The following is a 20,761-nucleotide window of genomic DNA, read 5'->3' as shown; positions in this document are numbered from 1 at the left end:
CCTATCAAAAACCAAACCAAAGCCCTTCTTTTTGGGAATGTACCCTCAATGTTCCACGTGGAACATTCTGCTATCTGCCCATAAAAACCAATAAAACGCTGATGTCGCTAGGGGATACCCCGCTAATTCTGGAAGCCTGGGATATCGTTACCGGACGTATGGCGCTAAGCTTTTCCCGTGCTTCAAAGGAGAGGGATTTAAGCTTGGAGTAATCAAAATCAGCGGGGATCTTGATGTTTTCCAACCGCTGCAGTTTGTCCGCATTGTTTTTTTCCTTTTCAATATAGCCCGCATACTTGACCTGTATCTCCGCCTGTTCCATCACTTCTCTGTCCAAATCCTTTTCCGACACAAAACTGGACACCTTTTCCAATTGCATCATATGATCCATGGTTACCTTGGGCCTTGAAAAAACCTTGAACATTTTGTCGGATTGTTTTACCGGGGAAGAAGAAACACTTTCCAAGATCGGATTGATGTCTTCCGGCAGTACGCTGGTGTCCCTAAAAAATTTTACAAAAACGTCGGATTTGCGACGTTTCTCCTCCATACGCTTAAGACGCTCTTCCCTGGCCAAACCGATTTCATGACTTTTCGGGGTAAGCCGTAGGTCTGCATTATCCTGCCGCAATAAGGTACGGTATTCCGCTCTGGAGGTAAACATTCTATAGGGTTCTTCCGTTCCTTTCGTAATCAGGTCGTCAATAAGCACCCCTATATAGGCCTCGTCCCTGCGGAGCACAAAGGGGTCCTTTTCATTAATCTTAAGGTGTGCATTGATGCCGGACATAAGCCCCTGCGAGGCTGCTTCCTCGTAACCTGTGGTGCCATTAATCTGTCCTGCAAAATACAGGTTTTCCACCAGCTTGGTCTCCAAAGTGTGCCTTAGCTGCGTTGGAGGAAAGTAGTCATATTCTATCGCATAGCCAGGTCGGAAAAATTTAACCTTCTCAAAGCCTTTAACGGACTTCAACGCCTTGTACTGTACATCTTCCGGCAAGGAAGTGGAAAACCCATTGACATAAACCTCAACCGTATGCCACCCTTCCGGCTCTACAAAAATCTGGTGGCTGTCCTTATCCGCAAAACGATTGATCTTATCCTCAATGGATGGGCAGTAACGCGGGCCAATGCTCTTAATCCGTCCATTGAACATGGGTGAGCGGTCAAAGCCTTCGCGTAACAGCTCATGTACCGTCGCACTGGTATGGGTCATATGGCAGTCCCGTTGCGCTTTTAAAACAGAGGTCTCCAAATACGAAAACTTCTCCGGATTGGTATCACCGGGTTGGGGGATCATCTTGGTATAGTCAAGTGACCGCCCATCTACCCTGGGCGGTGTACCGGTTTTCATTCGGCCGCTATCAAACCCAAAATCCACCAATTGTTCCGTTATTCCCGTGGCCGCCTTTTCCCCTGCGCGTCCGCCACCGAACTGCTTTTCCCCAATATGGATGAGTCCATTTAAAAATGTTCCGTTTGTCAGGACCACGGCCTTGGCCCTAACATCAATTCCAAGGGACGTTCTTACGCCCACAACCCGTGTGCCCTCCACTAATAAACCGGACACCATCTCCTGGTAAAAATCCACATTCGGAGTGCCCTCCAATGCCAGTCTCCATTCCTCTGCAAAGCGCATACGGTCGTTCTGGGTCCTTGGACTCCACATGGCAGGACCCTTGGATTTGTTCAACATTTTAAACTGGATAGCCGAATGGTCTGTAATAATGCCGCTATAGCCCCCTAGTGCATCTATCTCACGTACAATTTGTCCTTTTGCAATTCCGCCCATAGCTGGGTTGCATGACATTTGCCCTATGGTCTGCAAATTCATGGTAATCAACAGGGTCTTGGACCCCATATTGGCAGCCGCGGCCGCGGCTTCCGCACCAGCATGCCCCCCGCCTACTACAATAATATCGTACGCCTTTTCAAACATAATCTTTCTAATGTTCCACGTGGAACAATGCAATCATTTCGTTTTCCTTGTTCCGCATCAAGGTCTTATCCTTATCGGTCTTGTCCTTATACCCCATCAAATGAAGCACCCCATGCACCATGACCCGTAACACCTCCTCTCGAAAGGAAACACCAAAAGTTGCTGCGTTTTCCCTTAAGCGGTCTGTGGAAATAAAGATGTCCCCAGACAGTTCCTCGCCCTCCGTGTAATCAAAGGTGATAATATCGGTAAAGGTGTCGTGGTCCAGGTATTTCTTATTCATCTCCAACATAGATTCATCCGAACAAAAAATATAGGCCAGCGGTCCAAGATCCCGTGTCTCCGTCTTAATTACCCTAGTAATCCAATCGGTAAAGTGTTTTTCCCCTTCCAGCTTAAAATCCGTCTGGTAATGATACTCAATCATTTTTCCTAAAATAGTTCTTCACCTTGTTCTGGAAAATTTGCTGCAAAGGTAGTGCTTGCCTGCTTAAAATCTCTATTTCATTGCGATAATTCTCAAGCAGCTCCGGTTTCGTGGTCACTGGGTTTTGAAAGGTATTCTTGTTGGTGTTGCTCTCCCGTTCCGGCTTTTTGCCCTGCTTTAGGGCCGCATTTTCCAACTTCAGAAGCTCATATTGAATCCGATTTACCTTGTTCAACGCCCGTTCGGTAAAACCATTCTCGAGCAAGTCGCGCTCAAAATCCTCCATCTGTTGAATAAGTCGCTGCGCCAATTGCTTATCCCTTGTACGTATCATATCCTCAAGCTGCTGCTCCAATTGCTCCCGCAAGCGCTGCTGCTCCTTGTAAATTTCATAAATCTCCTTCAGCTCTTGTTCGCTTTTGCCATCTCCTCCGGACTGGGTGCCCTGCTGCTTTCCTTCCTGGCCATCACCGCTTTCTCCATTTTCACCCTGGCCCTGACCTTTTTTATCACCTTCCCCCTTCTTGTCACCCTCTCCTTCACCAGATTCTCCGGATCCTTTGGAACTGCCAGATTTTCCCCTTTCTCCCATTTTCTCCTGTAGCTCTCCCTGGCCCTTAATAATATCCGGAAGTTGAAATCCCTCGGAACTATTGCCCGATCCCGCACCCGGCTTCATGCTCTGCTGCATATTGTCCAAAACATTTGCCAAAAAGTCGGCCAAGCTATTGGAAGCCGTTAATATGCGTTGTTGGTAAGCCACTCCCTGATACATTTGGCGTTCTGCCATACTTTCCAGAGCCTTATCCGTGTTATAATAGACTTCCGTAATTTGTTCGTTTACAAACTCAGCCAGTTCCGCCCGGCGCAACGACAACGCAAACAAACTGTCATCCACATGCTCAAAAAGCTCCCTCAACTGCTGCTGCTGGCGCACGCTACTTGAAAAATGCGCAATGTCGGTATCCGCACCTTCCAAACTATCGTACAGGGCCTCTTGCTTAAAAGAAAAAGTCACCAAGTTGTCCAAAATTTGCCTTAGCATCTCGGCGTCCTCGGTAATACTTGATCCCCCTCCGCCAGAAGCGGACTGCTGTAACTGTTCGCTCATCTCCTTCATCTTTTCGGCAGCCGATTTCTGCTTTTGGGCCGCTTTGTTGGCATCATTTTTCTTTTCTCCTTCCGATTGGGGGCTCTCCCCTTTCTCTTGTTTCCCCAACTCCTCCAATGCTTCCTGTTGGTCTTTTTTGATACCCTCCTGTTTGGCCTTATCGAAATCAATATTTAAGGGCTTCTTTAAATTCTTGTTGTCCTTTTTCAATTCCTCCATCTCCTTTGCAAGTTCTTCGAATGCCTTATTGAGATCCGACTGCTCCTTTTTCTCACTACCGTCACGCTCCTTTTCCGCAGCGGCCTGTTGCTTCTCCGCCAAGCGTTCCAAATCCCGGGCCAATTGTGCAGTCTTTTCGGTAACATAGTACCTTTTGGTGAGCTCCAATAACTGCTCCAGGCCCCGCTCACTATTCTGCTGTTTCTTGCCCAGTTCCTCCAAACGCTTAGTAAGCTCCTCCTTGTCTATTTTATCCGCAATCTTGTTCAACTCCTCCAAGAGCTTCTCATTTTTTTGTGCCTCCAATTCCTGTCGTTCCAATCGCTCTTTCATTAACTCGCTTAGCCGATCGTCCTTCTTTAAGTTCTCTTTAAGCTGTTTGCTGAACTTTTGCATCAGATTTTCTTGCCGCTGCTGTTTCTGAAGAAAATCCTTTATCTTATTTTGGTCGTTGAAGTTCAAAAGGTTCTTTTCACGTTGTTCCTTATTAATCTGCTTTAAGGTCTCCTTTTGTTCCTTAAACTTCTCCAAAGACCTATCCATATTGGATATGACCGATTGTTGAAAATCTAACTGCTTGTTTTTCAGTTGGTTACTATTCAAAACTGCAAAATTAAAGGTGCGGGTACGCGCCGTTTTGCCCTTGTGCAAGGCATCATTATCCGTTGCTTGGAAATAAAAACTGTAGGCCCTGCCCGCCTCCAGATCGAGGCCTGATGGGAATGTATAGTAGAATTGATCTACGTTGGTACCCGGTCTGCCAAGTTCTAAAACCTGTGTGCTTTTTGGGTCTTGGTCCGGATAACACACCAAGGAAATGGAGCGTATCTTATAATCATCGGAAGCTTCCCCGACATAATAGGAAATGTTGGGATTTAAGGAATCCAAAACCTGGGAAGCCCTAATAAGCGGATAGGCGTCCTTAACCACATTAAAATTATAATCCAGCGTTTCATAATCCCTCACATTTTCGTTGGAAGTGGTCAATTGATAGGGAAAATCCGCAAAGATCCGTTTTGACAGGGTGAACTCGTTCCCCTGTTTTTCAAATTGTAAGGTGGTGTCCCGGATCGTTAACCCAATCCTGTCCGTATGCCGTCCGGCTATGGACCAGCTTACCCGGGTGCCCTCAGGAAAAGTCGCGTTCCCCGTGCTTTTAATGGTCTGTGTGGGTTTGTTGGTGTAGTCCGGATAGTCCAAGATTAACTTAAAGTCTTGGATAGAGGGTGTTTTCAAGACGTTTAACGTATAGGTCCCGGATTTGATCCCATTAGCGGAAAAATAAAATTCCACGCCTTGTAAGGGGGGCGAAAAGACATATTGATATGCTCCGTTCTCTTCCTGCAAAAACAACTCTTTGCCATTAACGACCATGGATATGCCCTCAGGTTTTACCTCCCCTACCGTGGTGACCCTGGCCGTATAGGTCTCGCTCTCCAGCACATCCAAGTTCTCCGACAGGAAATTAAAACGGAAGGGTGCGGGCGGCTCATAGGCCAGATCGTAATTTACCACCCGGTCATAAGAACCAAAAAAGGAACTAAGGTTTCCAGAAAGCCAGATAGCGGCAAAAATTAAGAGGGGTATTGCCAAAAACTTAAGGTATTTTAGGTTTTCCCGTAAATTAATGGCGTTGACAAAGGGGATCGGTTTGAGCTTTTGCGAACGTTGTTCTATACTGGCCATGAGCAATTCCGAGCTGTTGGGGTCGTCCGCCAGATCCAACAGGTTACGCAACTTATCGCCCACCTCGGGGAAATGCTTCCCGATAAGTATGGAGGCCTGCTTGTTGCTGATGCCCTTCTTTAATCTGACCAAATAGAAAATTGGGGTAAGCAGATACCTATACAGCAAAAAGAACGCTACCCCCATAAACAGAAGAAACAGGATAAGGCGTCCAACGGAATTCAGCCAAAGAAAATATTCAACGGCAAGAATGCCCATAAAAAACAATATCCCTAAAAACAAAAATAGCAAGGTGCCCTTCATCAGCATCTTGCCGTAATACTTCTTGGAAAACTTATTCAGCTTCTCTAGTATGTTGTGATAACTGTCCAAAATCCGCTATATTTAATACCAAGATACCCGTTACCACAAAATAAAGCATCAAAAATTTGTTAAAAAGCACACCATGAAGGATTTAAAGTATTTGGCCGCCCTGAGCATCCCCGCTTCCATACTCATCGGCCTCTATTTTAAGGGATACTGGAGTTTCTTCACCCCCATCTATGCTTTTGTCTTGATTCCCATTTTAGAATTGCTGTTACCGCACGATGCTTCCAACTATGAAGGTGCGCTACGGGAAGCAAAGAAGAAAAACGTTGTTTTTGATTGGATGTTGTACCTCAACATTCCCATTGTTTTTGGACTATTGTTCTATATTTTGGTCCAGTTGCCCCAAAATACCTACGCGTTCCATGAACTTGTGGGCCTGGTCCTTTCTATGGGCATTGTATTGGGTACCAACGGAATCAATGTTGCACACGAGCTCGGCCATAGACAGGGTAGCAAAGAACGCTATTGGGCCAAACTATTGCTCTTGCCTTCCTTTTATATGCACTTTTACATTGAGCACAATTATGGTCATCACCTGTACGCCGCTACCCGGGAAGATCCTGCCACGGCGAGATACAACCAATCGGTATACTCCTTTTGGGTCAGCTCCGTAGTCCGACAATATTTTAGTGCTTGGAAATTACAGGCAAAGCTTCTAAAAGCTTCTGATCGATCTTTCCTATCCACAAAAAACGATATGTTGTGGTATAGTATTTTCCAGGCGACCTATCTATTGGCCCTTTTTCTATTTTTTGGTCAGGCGGGGCTTTTCTTTGCCATGGCCGCTGGCGTGGTCGGCTTCCTTTTGCTCGAAACGGTGAACTATATTGAGCATTATGGTCTCCTCCGTAAAAAATTGCCCTCGGGCAGGTATGAGCGCGTACGCGAAATCCATTCCTGGAACAGCAATCATGTAATGGGCCGCATTATCCTCTACGAACTCACCCGGCATAGCGACCATCACTACAAGTCTTCCAAAAAGTATCAGCTATTGGACTATCACGACACCTCCCCGCAAATGCCCTACGGATATCCCACCTCCATGGTCCTGTCCTTTTTTCCGCCCCTTTGGTTCAATATCATGAACAAAAGGATTCCTCTGGAGATGAAAGTATAGGGCTGTACCATAGGCTGTGGTCAAAGAGGCCGTATTTTATTTTTTCTTGTAGGGTCATATTCTATCTTTGCACCTCAATTCAATATCCATGAGTCAAAAAGTCCGTGTCCGTTTTGCGCCCAGTCCCACCGGGCCCTTACATATTGGAGGTGTGCGCACCGCCCTTTTCAATTATCTCTTTGCCAAAAAACACGGCGGCGATTTCGTGCTTAGGATAGAGGATACTGACCAGAATCGGTACGTGGAAGGCGCCGAGGATTATATTATAGCCGCCTTAAACTGGTGCGGTATACCCTTTGATGAGGGTCCCGGTAAAGACGGGGGCTTTGGGCCGTACCGACAAAGCGAGCGCAAAACGATCTATAAGAAATACGCGGACGAGCTGGTAGCCAAGGGTATGGCCTATTACGCCTTTGATTCGGCGGAAAAGCTCGACTTTCATCGAAAGGACCACGAAGCCAAGGGAAAGACCTTTATTTACAACTGGCACAATCGGTTAAAGTTGATGAATTCCCTCTCGCTGTCCCCGGAGGAGACCCGGACCCGACTGGATGCCGGTGAGGACTATGTAATCCGCTTTAAGACTCCACAAGATGAAAAGGTGGTGTTGCACGACCTCGTGCGGGGTACTATTGAAATTGATACGAATATTCTTGATGATAAGGTTTTGTTCAAGAGCGATGGTATGCCAACCTATCATTTGGCCAATATTGTAGATGATCATCTTATGGAAATTACCCATGTAATACGAGGGGAGGAGTGGTTGCCCTCCCTAGCACTACATCAGCAATTGTACGATGCTTTGGGTTGGACCGCCCCGCAATTTGCCCATCTGCCTTTGATCATGAAGCCCGTAGGCAAGGGCAAACTAAGCAAGCGCGATGGGGACAAAGGCGGTTTTCCCGTCTTTCCGCTAGCGTGGAAAGAGGCCCAGGGGTACCGTGAAGCAGGTTATTTTCCCGAAGCAGTCGTTAACTTTCTGGCACTATTGGGCTGGAATCCAGGAACCGAACAAGAGCTCTTTACTTTAGAAGAGTTGGTCCACGCCTTTAGTCTGGAGCGCGTTAACAAGGCAGGCGCGCGCTTTGACCCCGAAAAGACCATGTGGTACAATCAACAGATGCTGCAACGGAAGAGCACACCAGCGTTGGCCCAGCTTTTCCTGCCCTTTGTGGAAAAACACGGTTTGGTGGCCAAAGAAAAAACGACGCCGGACTATTTGGAAAGGGTAGTCTCACTGATCAAGGAACGGGCCACTTTTGTGTCCGATTTATGTGAGCTTGGCCAATACTTTTTTTTGGCGCCCACCACCTATGCCGAAAAGGCGGTAAGAAAACAATGGAAGGAAGATACGCCCGGAATACTGAATGAGGTGATAGGGGTTTTGGAAAGTGTGGACGAGTTTTCCTCCCAGCAGATAGAGATCCAATTAAAGACATGGATCGCGGATCGGGAACTGCCCTTTGGAAAAGTGATGGCCCCGTTGCGGCTGGCCCTAGTGGGCGACCTAAAGGGACCCCATGTATTTGATATTCTTGAACTGTTGGGCCAAACAGAAAGCGTCGCCCGTATCAAAAGGGCCGTTGCTCAACTTTAACCGCATTGTCCATGATGGTTTTTAAGGACAATTTTCCCGACTGTAACAAATGCGTCAAAAAAGCTACAGATATATTGGGGAGTTTTGTAAATTACCGAGATAGGGACATTTAGCTGACTCTTCGCATAGACGTCTCAAATTAATACAAACTTAAAACTTTAAAATTATGGGCAATTTATTGTGGGTACCTGTAATCCTTTTTGGTATCCTTCTTCTTTTTTCTTTCGTTTTTATTGTAAAACAACAGACCGCCGTCTTAATTGAAACTTTCGGCAGGTTTACCAGTGTTCGGCATTCGGGCATTCAATTGAAAATTCCGTTTGTTCAACGAATATCGGCGCGGGTGGGACTAAAAATCCAACAACTGGATGTTATTATTGAAACAAAAACCCTGGACGATGTCTTTGTAAAACTCAAGGTATCCGTGCAGTATGTAGTCATCAAGGAAAAGGTCTATGAGGCCTTCTACAAATTGGAATACCCGCATGATCAAATTACCTCTTACGTTTTTGATGTGGTCCGGGCCGAGGTTCCAAAAATGAAATTGGACGATGTCTTTGTGAAAAAGGACGATATTGCCATTGCTGTAAAGTCGGAACTTCAGGAGGCCATGTTGGAATACGGCTATGATATTATCAAGACCCTGGTGACAGACATTGATCCCGATGCGCAGGTAAAAGAGGCCATGAACCGAATCAACGCTTCTGAGCGCGAAAAGATTGCCGCCCAGTTTGAAGGGGATGCGGCACGCATTCTAATTGTGGAAAAAGCAAAGGCCGAAGCCGAGAGCAAGCGCCTGCAGGGACAAGGTATTGCCGATCAGCGCCGTGAAATCGCGCGTGGTCTGGAAGAATCCGTTGAAGTCTTGAACAAGGTGGGTATCAACTCCCAGGAAGCCTCTGCCCTAATTGTGGTTACCCAACATTACGACACCTTGCAGTCCATCGGGGAGGAAACCAACACCAATTTGATTCTCTTACCGAATTCCCCCCAAGCGGGTAGTGACATGTTGAACAATATGGTTGCCTCATTTACCGCAAGCAACATGATCGGCGAATCCATGAAAAAACAAGATCCAAAAAACAAAGGCAAGGAAGCATAGTCGTCCACTACAGGGGCATACAACTTTTCATCACAACCGGGGCCAACGCTCCGGTTTTTTTTGTCCCGAATGGGCATTTGAAAGGGTTGGTCACCAAAAAGCACACAGAGGCCCGTACTGCCGTTTTAAGGCCCTGAGTCGTACCAATCGGTTCTTTATTTCCAAAACCCCCTTAAAACGACCTGAAACAAGTGCGTTTGAATAGAAAATACCAATTGTTATAATTAGATCGATAAGGAATCCCTATACTATCCCTGTCCCTGGATTTTCGCCCAGGTGTCGCGCAATCCCACCGTTTTGTTAAAAACCAAATGTTCTGGCGAGGAATCCAAATCGACATTAAAATAGCCCAAACGCTGAAACTGGAATTGTTCCTCCGGCTTCGCGGTTTTTAAGCTCGGTTCCACGTAGGCGGTAATGAGCTTTAAGGAATCGGGGTTGATGAACTCCATAAAATCTTTATCCTTGTGCGTATCCGGGCTTTCGTCCGAAAAGAGTCGGTCGTATAACCGCACCTCGGCTGGTATGGCATGTGCGACCGAGACCCAGTGCAGGGTGCCCTTCACTTTTCTGAGGCTCTCTTCGCTGCCGCTGCCACTCTTGCTTTTGGGGTCGTAGCTGCATTGAATTTCCGTAATGTTCCCATCGGTATCTTTTGTACAGCTCTCTGCCTTAATGATATAGCCGTTTTTAAGTCGCACTTCCCCACCAAGTTTCAATCGAAAGAACTTTCGGTTGGCCTCCTCCCTAAAGTCTTCCCTTTCTATATAGAGTTCCCTGGAAAAAGGTACTTTTCTGGATCCTGCCTCCTCATCTCCTGGGTTGTTCTCCGCATCGAGCCATTCTTCCTGCCCCTCTGGGTAATTGGTAATAACTAGTTTAACCGGATCCAGTACGGCCATTACCCTTGGCGCAATCTTGTTCAAATGCTCCCGAGCATGGAACTCCAAGAGGGAAACGTCTATGAGATTCTCCCTTTTGGCAATACCGATGGTTTCCGCAAAATTACGGATAGATTCGGGTGTATACCCTCTTCTGCGAAGTCCAGAAATGGTGGGCATCCTAGGATCGTCCCACCCCTTCACAACGCCTTCCTCCACCAAACGAAGCAATTTTCTTTTGCTCACTACGGTATGGCTTAGGTTTCTTCTGGCAAATTCCCGTTGCTTTGGGCGCACTTTTTCGGTCTCGGTCACTTGGTCCAGGAACCAATCGTAGAGCTCCCTGTGCATGGCAAATTCCAACGTGCACAGGGAATGGGAAACCTGCTCTATATAATCGCTCTCCCCATGTGTCCAGTCGTACATCGGATAAATACACCAATCGGTATTTGTTCTGTGGTGCGCCTTGTGCAGTACCCTGTACATAATGGGGTCACGCATCAGCATATTGGAGGAGCCCATATCGATCTTGGCCCGTAAGACGTGCGTGCCCTCTTCGAAGTCGCCCTTTTTCATCCCCTCGAAAAGCGCAAGGTTCTCTTCTACGGGCCGGTCCCTATAGGGGCTGGGGGTCCCGGGTTCTGATGGGGCGCCCTTTTGGGCGGCCATTTCCTCTGAGGACTGGCTATCCACATACGCTTTCCCCTGTTTGATGAGCGCTACCGCCCAGTCGTACAATTGTTGAAAATAATCAGACGCATAACACTCTGTATCCCATTGATAACCAAGCCATTCCACGTCCTTTTTTATAGCATCTACATACGCCTTTTCCTCCTTGGCCGGATTGGTGTCGTCAAACCTAAGGTTTACCGGAGCACCATACCGCAGCCCAAGTCCAAAATTGAGGCAAATGGAGCTTGCATGACCTATGTGGAGGTACCCATTGGGTTCGGGAGGAAAACGAAAGCGCAGTTGTGCCCTGGGAAAGCCATTGCCCAAATCTTCCTCTACGATATGCTCTATAAAATTCAGCGATTTCGAGGCTTCGCCCATAGCTTATAAATTTAAGGCACAAATGTAGGAAAAATGCAGTGATCACAGTCTATAAAAAGCCTTCACCATACAATAAATGCATTTCACAACATATTTAAATGCCGCTACAACATTATATTTTCCACCATGTAATTATATGTCATATTTGTTGTTGGATACTAGGTAAACCAAAGCCTATTGCATTTTTGGCTTCCCTAGCACCGGAAAAACCGTAACGTTTTACGTGTTGTTCCAACCCAAATCTGAAAGATAAACCACAGGGGCTCAAAACTGCACTACTTATGAAACGAAAACTATTTTACAGAATCCCTTTCGTATTGGTTGTATTTCTCATGCTGGGCACCCTTCAGGTGGCAGCACAGGTTCTTAACAAGCCAATACCAGCTGACAATCCCAACTTGGCGGGTAACTCCCCCTGGACGGCGGCATGTGCTTCCTCGACTTTTAACGAATACTTTGTGAATTTTACCTGGGGGCCTCCCTTGGTAAACAGTGATAATGAATTTATACTGGAACTATCTGATGCCAGTGGCAATTTCGGCAGTGCCGTAGAATTGGCCCGGCTAAGTGATAAAAACACCAACTTCGACTTTGAGTTTCAAATGGCCATTCCCACGACAACTAGGGGAGAAGGCTATCGCATGCGGGTAAGGAGCACCAGTCCGGCCATGACAAGCCCTGTCTCCGACCCCTACGCCATGTACTATATAGACGTGGACACCGGTCTTACCATTAGACAATCGGGGCAAGCCGATTTTGGCGATGGTACCGCTCAGGTCTGTGATGGAAATTCCATCACTTTGGAGGTTTACGACCTTCCAAACGCCGGTACCTATCAGTACAACTGGTACCGAAGCGGCACCCTTTTAAGTGAAAAAAGCGAATCGATCTCTGCTACCCAAGCAGGAATGTACAATGCTGAAATTGATTATGGTAGCTGTTCGGGATCTGGAAATACACTGTCTAACCTTATTGATGTATCCACGGGAAGCAGCTTGGGAATTGCCATTAATCCTCCCACAAAGACCGCTTTGTGCAGCGGAGAAACAGAAATCCTACAAGCCAACATTACCGGGCAGGGCCTTACCTATACCTGGTTTAAGGACGGTTCGGCCATCACGACACCAACGGTAGACGATGACAGTTATACCGTAGATGCATCGGTCGCAGGTTTCGAAGGCGATTACCAGGTAGAGATCTTTGGTACCGGCGCTTGTGTTGAGCGTTCTGCTGCCATAACGATCACCAATGCAGGAAATTTCACAGTAACCCGAGTGAACGCCGCCAATCTGGTGGTGCTCCCAGGACAGCCCCAAACCTTAAGCGTTACCACCGATGCTTCGGCTCCAACCTACCAATGGTATAGGGATGGAAACCCGGTCTCCGGTGCAACCGGAAGCAGCATAACCGTTAACGATACGGAAACAGGAACCTACTTTGTGCGCGTTAGCCTCACCGGCGGATCTTGTTCTTCCACTTCCATAGATTCCGATGCCACTGTGGTGGTTTCACCGGCCTCTTTTGAGCTTATTGCCGACTATGCCACCTCCTATACCGCCTGCGGAAATACCAGTATTGTGCTGCAGATAGCCACTATAAATGCGGTGGCTTCGGACGGCAGCAGGACCGATGTTACCAGCAGTCTAGTGAACAGCTTTGTCTATCAATGGAAGAAAGATGGAGTAAACATTGGGGGTGCCACATCAAACAGTATTAGTCTAACCGATACGAGTGAAAACGGAAGCTATGAAGTAGATGGTGTTTTGAGCACCTATAATGCTACTTCAAACCAATTGCCCGTGCAACTCAGGGTCAATATAGATATTAGCATTACCAGTACCAGTTTGGTCTATTGCGCGGGAGGAGATCCCGTAAGCATGGATAGCGCCCTGGACCTTAATGGGGAAAGCTTTCAATGGGAGCGAGATGGGGCAGTGCTAAGCACGACCGACATTACGCTCGCTGTAAACGCCACTGGAACATACCGATTGGTAGTTTCTAGGGGAGGCTGTGATATTATTTCCAATGAGGTGGTTATATCGCCTTTTGATGATTCCTCTATTACCATGGATTCCCCTGCCAATGTGGTCTTCCCAGAGGGCAGTTCACGGACTGTTACCGCAAGCGGAGGAACCGCCTATCAGTGGTTCGATGTCAACAATACACTATTGAGCAGCACAGACTCCTACACGTTCACGGAAGAAGGCAACTTCGTCTTGATAGCCACTGTAGGAAGTTGCGAAGTGGTAAGACAACTCACCGCGGAATACCTGGACACTTTTAAGGTGCCCAATGTAATCACCGTTAACGGCGATGGCATAAACGACTTGTGGGTCATTCCCAATTCGTACTCCAACGACCCTGAAGTAAATATCATCATTTATAGCGATCAGGGTGAAGAGATACTGAATGAATTTAATTATCAAAATAACTGGCCGCAGTCCTCTACGGCCTTCCCGAAACAAAACATGGTGTTCTTCTATAAAATAAGGAATGCACAAGAAGTCTTGAAGCAGGGAACCATAACCATTATACGTTAACCAAAAATGTTAAAGAGAAGTTCCATATACATCGTATTATTTATGCTGTCACTGATTACCGCCAGTGCTCAGGAAGACAGCCCTTTCGTCGCCTATGATGTGCCTGCTCAGAACTTGCTGAAATTCAACAGGTTCTTGATCAACCCCACCTTTTCAACGGTTAGGGAGAACAACTCTTACATTAATTTGTTTCATAGAAACCAATCGGTATCTTTTGATGACAACAACCAGACCTACTTCCTAAGCTACAGCGGTCGTATCAACGACCGCACCGGCTTGGGACTTAGCTTATACACACAACGCGAAGGGATCATCACCAATTTTGGTGTCCTTGCCAATTATGCTTACGGCATAAAACTAAGCGACAAAAGCAACTTTACCTTTGGGGCCAATATTTCCTATTACAATAGTGGCTTTGACGAGAGTAGGGCCAACCCCGTGCAGGTAGACCCTTTGTTAAATGGGTTTCAAGACAGTAATTTACTGTCCTTTCAGCCCGGGTTTAACCTTTCCTATGACAAATTTGATTTCGGTCTTTTAGCGGAAAACTTGTTTGACTACAACTTAAAGACCAGTGAATCGGTTACCAGTTTCAATGAAAAGACCTTTTCCGGGCACTTGCAATACACCTACGACTTTGAAAATGGTGACGGTGTGCTGGAAGGCGGACGCTTAATGCCTTTGGCGCGTGTTCGCAAAGTGGGCGAAGGGGATATCACCCTTGGAGGCAGCCTTATTTTTGACCTCCCAAAAATTGGGTGGTTACAGGCCGGGTATGACGATTTTTATGGCGCCTCTGCAGGTCTTGGTTTTAATCTAAACCGTAAACTGTCCCTGGGCTACACCATGGAAAAAGGCCTTTCGAATAGCCTGGACAATTTTGGGCTGACCCATGAAATTTCCTTTGCCTATTCCTTTACTCCCAATCTTACCGAAGATCGGGTCATGTTGGAGGACAATCCGGATGAGGTAGTGGAAAATAATGCCGATGAAAACAGCAATGGATCCTTGGCATCCAAGGACGAGGAAATTGAAAAATTAAAACAGCGCCTACAGGAAAATGACGCTATTCTGGCCGAACTGATGTTCCGTCAGGACTCTTTGGAGGCCAACCGACAAAAGGACTTGGAGCGACGCTTCGAAATGGTGATGCGCATGGTCCGTTCAGAAACGGACGGTGATCGTCCGGACCTGGAGGAAAAGGCCAAACAGATCTATTTCCTTAACAATGACCAAAGCGGAGCCAATTCAGAACTTGCACAAACGGAAACATCTGTGGATGAGGCCTCAACCCATCACACAGCAGGTTCCAATGGAATTAAAACAAACGGTATAAAAAGAAAGGATGTCCTTGTGGCCAACCAAGCGCCCACCAAGGTCTACCCTACAGCAAAAAAAGACCGTACAAGCACCCAAAACAAAACAAAACAAGCCCAGCGCAAACAGGTTAAAAGCCAAAAATTCAGAGATCTGGATGGAGTAACCGATGGCTATTATGTAGTGGCCAATGTGTATCGGGGAGAGCACTATTTAAACAAATTTATAGATGGGCTCAACGAACAGGGGCTGCAAGCCGATTATATTGACAATCCCAAGAACGGTTTAAAATACGTATACCTTGACCGTTATGACACCTGGCAGGAAGCCTTACAGGCCCATAGATCCAAGCTAAACGGCAGCTACGATGGCGACCTGTGGATCATGAATGTGCAAAACAGATATTCCAATGAGGCCTATGCCGAGAATGTGAACAAGATCAAGGAGAAATCATCCAAATACGGCACGGACGTCTTGCAAAAGAATGTCATCGTAAAAGACAAGGTGGCTTCCCAAAACCCTTCAGCCCGGGATTACAAAATAAATGGTGTTGGCAGTGGCTATTATATCATAGCCAATGTATTTGCCAGCCCAAAAAACGCCAACCGATTCGTAAAATTATTGAATTCCAGAGGGCTCAGTGCCAGTTATTTTATCAACCCAAAAAACAACTGGCGCTATGTCTATTTAAAGAAACACGGCTCTTGGAACAACGCACTCATATCTTACTACTCCCAACTGAACGACTCGTATAATGACAAAATGTGGATTATGCGGGTAACACCAAACCTACTGACCTAATGAAACCAAATCTTAGTAAAGTACTCCTACTGATCTGTATCGGTTTATTTTCCTATGCAGGCTTTTCGCAAGAATACAACACCTTTGATGTTAGATACCAGGATAACATCAAGGGCGATCTTACTTTTATAGCCAATAATATTGTCAACCGTGACGATGGAACAGCCACCGGGGAGCCGGAGGACGCCTATGATCTGACAGGGAATTCATCCACGTATAACGACTGGTTGGACATGCAATATATAGATGTGGACAGTGACCCAACCACCTTCAGTTCCAGTACGGCCACTTTAACCTACCCACAAGCAGATTGTAATCTCATCCGTTACGCAGGATTGTACTGGTCCGCGACCTATCCGAGCGCAAACGCCGGAGATCCTGTAGGAACTGGCCGGCAAAGCGATTTTAACCAAGTAAAATTTATGGTTCCAGGAGGAACCTATGTGGACGTCGTTGCCGATGAAATTCTTTTCGATGGCTTTACAAATGCAAGCACCCAGCAAAATAGCCCATACGCCTGTTACGCAGATGTTACGGCTTTGGTTACACCTCTTACGAATCCCGAAGGAGACTACACAGTTGCCAATGTACGGTCTGTTGTAGGCTCACTTTCTCCGGGTGGTGGGGCCGCAGGCGGATGGACCCTGATCATCGTTTATGAAAACCCCAACCTTACCGGTAAACTTATTACCACCTTTGATGGTTTTGCCAGGGTACGAAGTGCAAACCCAAGTGTGGACATCAACTATTCTGGGTTTAACACCATCCCTTCGGGGCCCGTAAATGCCAACATAGGTGTGGCCGCCCTAGAGGGCGACAATAGAATTACCGGTGATGGAATGCGCATTAGAGCCAATAGCAGTGGTTCGTTTACTACCATTAGCAACACCACCAATCCATCAAACAATTTTTTTAACAGTAATATTACCTTGGATGGCGTGGTGACCACCAATAGAACCCCCAACAGTATTAACACCCTGGGGTATGACACGGATATCTTCTTACTGAGCAACCCGGCAAACTCTGTCATACCCAATGATGAAACTGCAGCGACTTTCAGATTTACATCTAGTGGAGATCAGTACTACCCTTTTTTCAATTCCTTTAACGTTGAAATTATTGAGCCCAACATTGTTTTGGAGAAAAAGGTAGAGGATATTGCCGGAAATGATATTACCGGCTTAGGGGTTAACTTAGGGCAACAGTTGGATTATGTACTTTCTTTCCAGAATATTGGAAACGATGATGGAACCAACTACACCATTCGGGATGTACTGCCCATTAATGTTACCTTGGACGAACTTAATATTACACTACCTGCTGGGGTAACCTATACCTATGACGCACCCACACGTGCGGTGGTATTTACCATCCCCGACAACCTGATAGAGGAAGGGGATCCAGCTTCAGCAATACGTATGCGGGTGCAAGTGGCCTCAAATTGTTTTGACTTTGTGGATGCTTGTACGGACCTAATCGAAAACCTGGCCTATTCTACCTATGAAGGTGTTATAAACGACAATCAAATTACGGACGACCCCAGTGTGTCGGACTTTGACAATTGTGGGTTTGTTACGCCCGGGGCCACCAATTTTTTGTTGGACGACCTTTCTACCTGTGGTTTTGACCGAACCGTAGAGCTCTGTGGGGACACTGCAGTCCTGGATGCAGGGGACAATTTTGATAATTATATCTGGTACCGTGATGAAAATGGGAACAACCTCATAGATGCTGGGGACACCGTCCTTAGCGATGGAGATCCGGATGGTGACCCTAGCACGCTGCTGGTTTCTGAAATAGGCACCTATATTGTGGACAAGCAGGTGGCCGACCCCTGTAAAGGGTTCCAAGAAATAATCAACTTAGTATTTTTCGGTACCACACAAACCAATCCGATCACCGCCCTGATCAATGATACCACCAATACCGTAGAGGGCGAGGTTGTAATCTGCCCCAATGATGGGGACGAACTGCCTAAGGTTTTCCTTTGCGGTCTCAATGACACCGAACTCATTTCGATCAATATTCCAGATGCGACCAGCATAGACTGGGAACAACTGGATGAAGCTAGTTGTACTGCATCTGTAGCCGATTGTGCCAATAAGAACGCTTCTTGTACCTGGAACAGTGTGGGTACGGGCAACGATTTTCTGGCCTCCGATGCCGGGGAATATAGAGTGGTCATCAACTACCTTAACGGTTGTTTTACCCGCTTCTATTTCAACATCTTTAAAAATCCGCTAGACCCGCAATACAACAGCACCGACCTTATCTGTACCACCCCTGGGAACATAACGGTCACCAATATGCCGGTAGATTATGAGTATCAACTCTTGGATGCCACAGATAGTTCTGTTTTGGTGCCTTATAGTGCCAACAACGGCCCCAGTTTTACCATCAACAGTAACGGGGCCTACCGGGTTGAAATGCGCCAGCAAGGTGTTGTGGACGGTTGTGTCTTTGTACTGGACAATATCGGTATTTTAACGCGGGATTTTCAAGTGGATGTCATCACTCAAGATGCAGATTGTAATGGTTTGGGCGAGATTTCCATCTCGGCTTTAAACGTGGAGCCCCAGTACTACTATGAAATATCGCAGGGAGGTACTTCAGTGGATACTTTTGGACCTTCTAGTGACAATAACTATACCTTTCAAAATCTCAATCCTGGGGTATATGATGTCCTATTGACAACGGACGATGGCTGTTCCTATACCGAACAGGTGACCATCAATGACAACAGCGATCTGGACCTTCAGGCCGTAATATCCCAACACATCACTTGTAGGGAGGGTAACATTCAAATGCAATCCACAGGCGGCCAAACGCCCCACAACTATGCCATTTGGTCCTTTGTGGACGATGGTGGTACTACCGTTATTTCATACCCCACCGTAGGTGATATTCCGGCCTCGGCCTATCAGACCAGTGTTATTTTTGACGTTTTGACCCCTGGTGATTACACTTTTGTGGTGGTAGACCGAAACAATTGTTCTGCCATTTCCAATACAGTGACCATTGTATTGGAGCCTTCTGTGGATTATACCGTTGTAACAACGGATGAAAGTTGTTTGGGGGCATCCGATGGAACGGTGTCCTACAACATCGTTACCTCCAACGGTTATAGCGTGGAGTACACCCTGACCTATCCTGACACCTCCACCGCCACCAACAGCTCCGGAACCTTTACCGGTTTGCCCCAAGGCAACTATTCCGTAGTGCTGACACAGCGAAAGGGAAGTAGCGTTTGTGATTTTACGGACACTTTTACCATTGGTGGCCCCGCCGACGCAGTGACAGGTACCGCAGCATTGATACAGGATTATACCTGTTTACAAAATGGAATTATAGAAGCGCAGGGTGTTACGGGCGGAACTCCTCCCTATGAATACAGCATTGATGGAGTAAACTTTGTCAGCGGTGCAGGGGCGGAAACCTTTTCCAACCTTACCGATGGCACATACAATATTACTATTAGGGACGATAACGGGTGTACCTTTGTTACCAATGCCATAACCCTAGATCCCTTAAACCCGCCGACCGACCTAACTTTTGCGGCCACCGTGCCCAATTGTCCCGCACTCACCTCGGATGTAACCGTAAGTGTAATAGGCGGCAACACCCCTTTTATTTATGAAATCACGGCCCCAGCGGCCAGTGCGGTCAACAACGGCAACGATCCGGTCTTTACCGGTTTGGCGCCAGGAACCTATACCTATCAGGTCACCGATGCCAAGGGGTGTACCTATAGCGAGGACCATACCATCGCTCCGGTAAGCCCGATCAATGTGGTAGGGCAGTTGATAAGCAATATCACTTGTTTAACCGATACGGATGGGGAGGTGCTCTTCACAATTTCCGGTTTTAATACCAGCTATGATTACAGTGTTACGGGACCAGCGGCCTTTAATGGTGTCGCTGAAACCAGTACTACCATTCCTTTGCCCAATTTGGATGATGGCACCTATACGATTACCGTAACCGACAATGATACCAACTGCACGGATACGGCTAACGTAACCGTGGCCGCCCCAAGTGCGGTCTTAACCTTGAGTGCCAGCGAAATACACCCTACCTGTGTTTCCGATGGCAGCGTGACCTTGACTTCTACCGGTGGGTGGGGCGGCAATGATTTTAGCCTTACCTATCCCGATGGTGTTACTGTGGTAAACAACACCACCGGCGCTTTTGCCGGACTTACACAGACCGGCACCTACAACGCCACTGTAACGGATGCCAATGGTTGCGTGGTAGCTACCAACTTTGATTTGGATCCCGCTGTCGCGCCGGTTTTACAGATCGTACCCAACGACACTTGTTATGATGCTGTGGTAGGACTTGCCTTGACCGCAAACGTAACTTCTGGGGGCGACGGCAATTATGAATACAGTCTTAACGGGGGAGTCTTTGGGGCTACCAACGTTTTTACTGGCTTAGCACCAGGAACGCACAGTATTGAAGTTCGTGATGGCAAGGATTGTACCGATACGGCGACCATCACGATAGATCCAGAACTTACTTTGGTTGCCACGGCCCCGAACATCACGGCCTGTGGCACCGATACCGATATCACCGTTGCCGCCGCGGGCGGCGACGGTTCCT

General features: G+C 47.0%; 9 protein-coding genes and 1 pseudogene. 6 read left to right on the top strand and 4 right to left on the bottom strand.

What is annotated here, in order from left to right:
* Window positions 1-70: 70 nt before the first annotated feature.
* The 3 genes from mnmG to ACRD67_RS00040 are packed head-to-tail and all read right to left on the bottom strand — an operon-like array spanning window position 71 to window position 5,754.
* Window positions 71-1,939 (bottom strand): tRNA uridine-5-carboxymethylaminomethyl(34) synthesis enzyme MnmG, encoded by a 1,869-nt coding sequence (gene mnmG, locus ACRD67_RS00050; RefSeq protein ID WP_430966166.1) that lies wholly within the window; start codon window positions 1,937-1,939, stop codon window positions 71-73.
* Window positions 1,940-1,946: 7 nt separating this feature from the next.
* Window positions 1,947-2,366: an rRNA maturation RNase YbeY gene (gene ybeY, locus ACRD67_RS00045; protein ID WP_430964902.1), complete on the bottom strand. Its 420-nt coding sequence runs from the start codon at window positions 2,364-2,366 to the stop codon at window positions 1,947-1,949.
* Window positions 2,359-5,754: a coiled-coil domain-containing protein gene (locus ACRD67_RS00040; protein ID WP_430964901.1), complete on the bottom strand. Its 3,396-nt coding sequence runs from the start codon at window positions 5,752-5,754 to the stop codon at window positions 2,359-2,361. The genes ybeY and ACRD67_RS00040 overlap by 8 nt, the downstream gene beginning before the upstream one ends.
* Before the next feature lie 73 nt (window positions 5,755-5,827).
* Between ACRD67_RS00040 and ACRD67_RS00035 the strand changes: the two genes are divergently transcribed.
* The 3 genes from ACRD67_RS00035 (at window position 5,828) to ACRD67_RS00025 (ending at window position 9,567) form a co-directional block, all read left to right on the top strand.
* A complete protein-coding gene (locus ACRD67_RS00035) occupies window positions 5,828-6,868 on the top strand; it encodes an alkane 1-monooxygenase (RefSeq protein ID WP_430964900.1) in 1,041 nt (346 codons plus the stop codon).
* An 88-nt stretch (window positions 6,869-6,956) separates the two neighbouring features.
* The gene (gene gltX / locus ACRD67_RS00030; protein WP_430964899.1) at window positions 6,957-8,465 is read left to right on the top strand and encodes a glutamate--tRNA ligase; all 1,509 of its coding nucleotides are present in this window, start codon (window positions 6,957-6,959) and stop codon (window positions 8,463-8,465) included.
* A gap of 166 nt (window positions 8,466-8,631) precedes the next feature.
* The gene (locus tag ACRD67_RS00025; RefSeq protein WP_430964898.1) at window positions 8,632-9,567 is read left to right on the top strand and encodes an SPFH domain-containing protein; all 936 of its coding nucleotides are present in this window, start codon (window positions 8,632-8,634) and stop codon (window positions 9,565-9,567) included.
* A 248-nt stretch (window positions 9,568-9,815) separates the two neighbouring features.
* Here the strand turns inward: ACRD67_RS00025 and ACRD67_RS00020 are convergent, their stop codons facing one another.
* Window positions 9,816-11,501 (bottom strand): glutamine--tRNA ligase/YqeY domain fusion protein, encoded by a 1,686-nt coding sequence (locus ACRD67_RS00020; protein WP_430964897.1) that lies wholly within the window; start codon window positions 11,499-11,501, stop codon window positions 9,816-9,818.
* 281 nt (window positions 11,502-11,782) lie between these two features.
* Between ACRD67_RS00020 and ACRD67_RS00015 the strand changes: the two genes are divergently transcribed.
* The 3 genes and pseudogenes from ACRD67_RS00015 to ACRD67_RS00005 form a co-directional block, all read left to right on the top strand.
* Window positions 11,783-14,041, top strand: a complete 2,259-nt coding sequence (locus tag ACRD67_RS00015) for a T9SS type B sorting domain-containing protein (protein WP_430964896.1) — start codon at window positions 11,783-11,785, stop codon at window positions 14,039-14,041.
* A 6-nt stretch (window positions 14,042-14,047) separates the two neighbouring features.
* Window positions 14,048-16,159 (top strand): PorP/SprF family type IX secretion system membrane protein, encoded by a 2,112-nt coding sequence (locus tag ACRD67_RS00010; protein WP_430964895.1) that lies wholly within the window; start codon window positions 14,048-14,050, stop codon window positions 16,157-16,159.
* Window positions 16,159-20,761: pseudogene (locus tag ACRD67_RS00005) on the top strand (T9SS type B sorting domain-containing protein); the annotation flags it as partial. The gene ACRD67_RS00010 and the pseudogene ACRD67_RS00005, both read left to right, overlap by 1 nt.

The organism is Eudoraea algarum (assembly GCF_050589645.1).
GTDB lineage: Bacteria > Bacteroidota > Bacteroidia > Flavobacteriales > Flavobacteriaceae > JBNGOQ01.
The sequence above is the reverse complement of the archived record's forward strand: the minus strand, read 5'-3'. Positions and strand labels throughout refer to the sequence as shown.

Excerpts from the sequence above, each read along its gene's own strand:
- ACRD67_RS00010 (WP_430964895.1), top strand. The coding sequence starts at position 14,048 with ATGTTAAAGAGAAGTTCCATATACATCGTATTATTTATGCTGTCACTG.
- ACRD67_RS00020 (WP_430964897.1), bottom strand. The coding sequence starts at position 11,501 with ATGGGCGAAGCCTCGAAATCGCTGAATTTTATAGAGCATATCGTAGAG.
- mnmG (WP_430966166.1), bottom strand. The coding sequence starts at position 1,939 with ATGTTTGAAAAGGCGTACGATATTATTGTAGTAGGCGGGGGGCATGCT.
- ybeY (WP_430964902.1), bottom strand. The coding sequence starts at position 2,366 with ATGATTGAGTATCATTACCAGACGGATTTTAAGCTGGAAGGGGAAAAA.
- ACRD67_RS00015 (WP_430964896.1), top strand. The coding sequence starts at position 11,783 with ATGAAACGAAAACTATTTTACAGAATCCCTTTCGTATTGGTTGTATTT.
- ACRD67_RS00035 (WP_430964900.1), top strand. The coding sequence starts at position 5,828 with ATGAAGGATTTAAAGTATTTGGCCGCCCTGAGCATCCCCGCTTCCATA.
- ACRD67_RS00025 (WP_430964898.1), top strand. The coding sequence starts at position 8,632 with ATGGGCAATTTATTGTGGGTACCTGTAATCCTTTTTGGTATCCTTCTT.
- gltX (WP_430964899.1), top strand. The coding sequence starts at position 6,957 with ATGAGTCAAAAAGTCCGTGTCCGTTTTGCGCCCAGTCCCACCGGGCCC.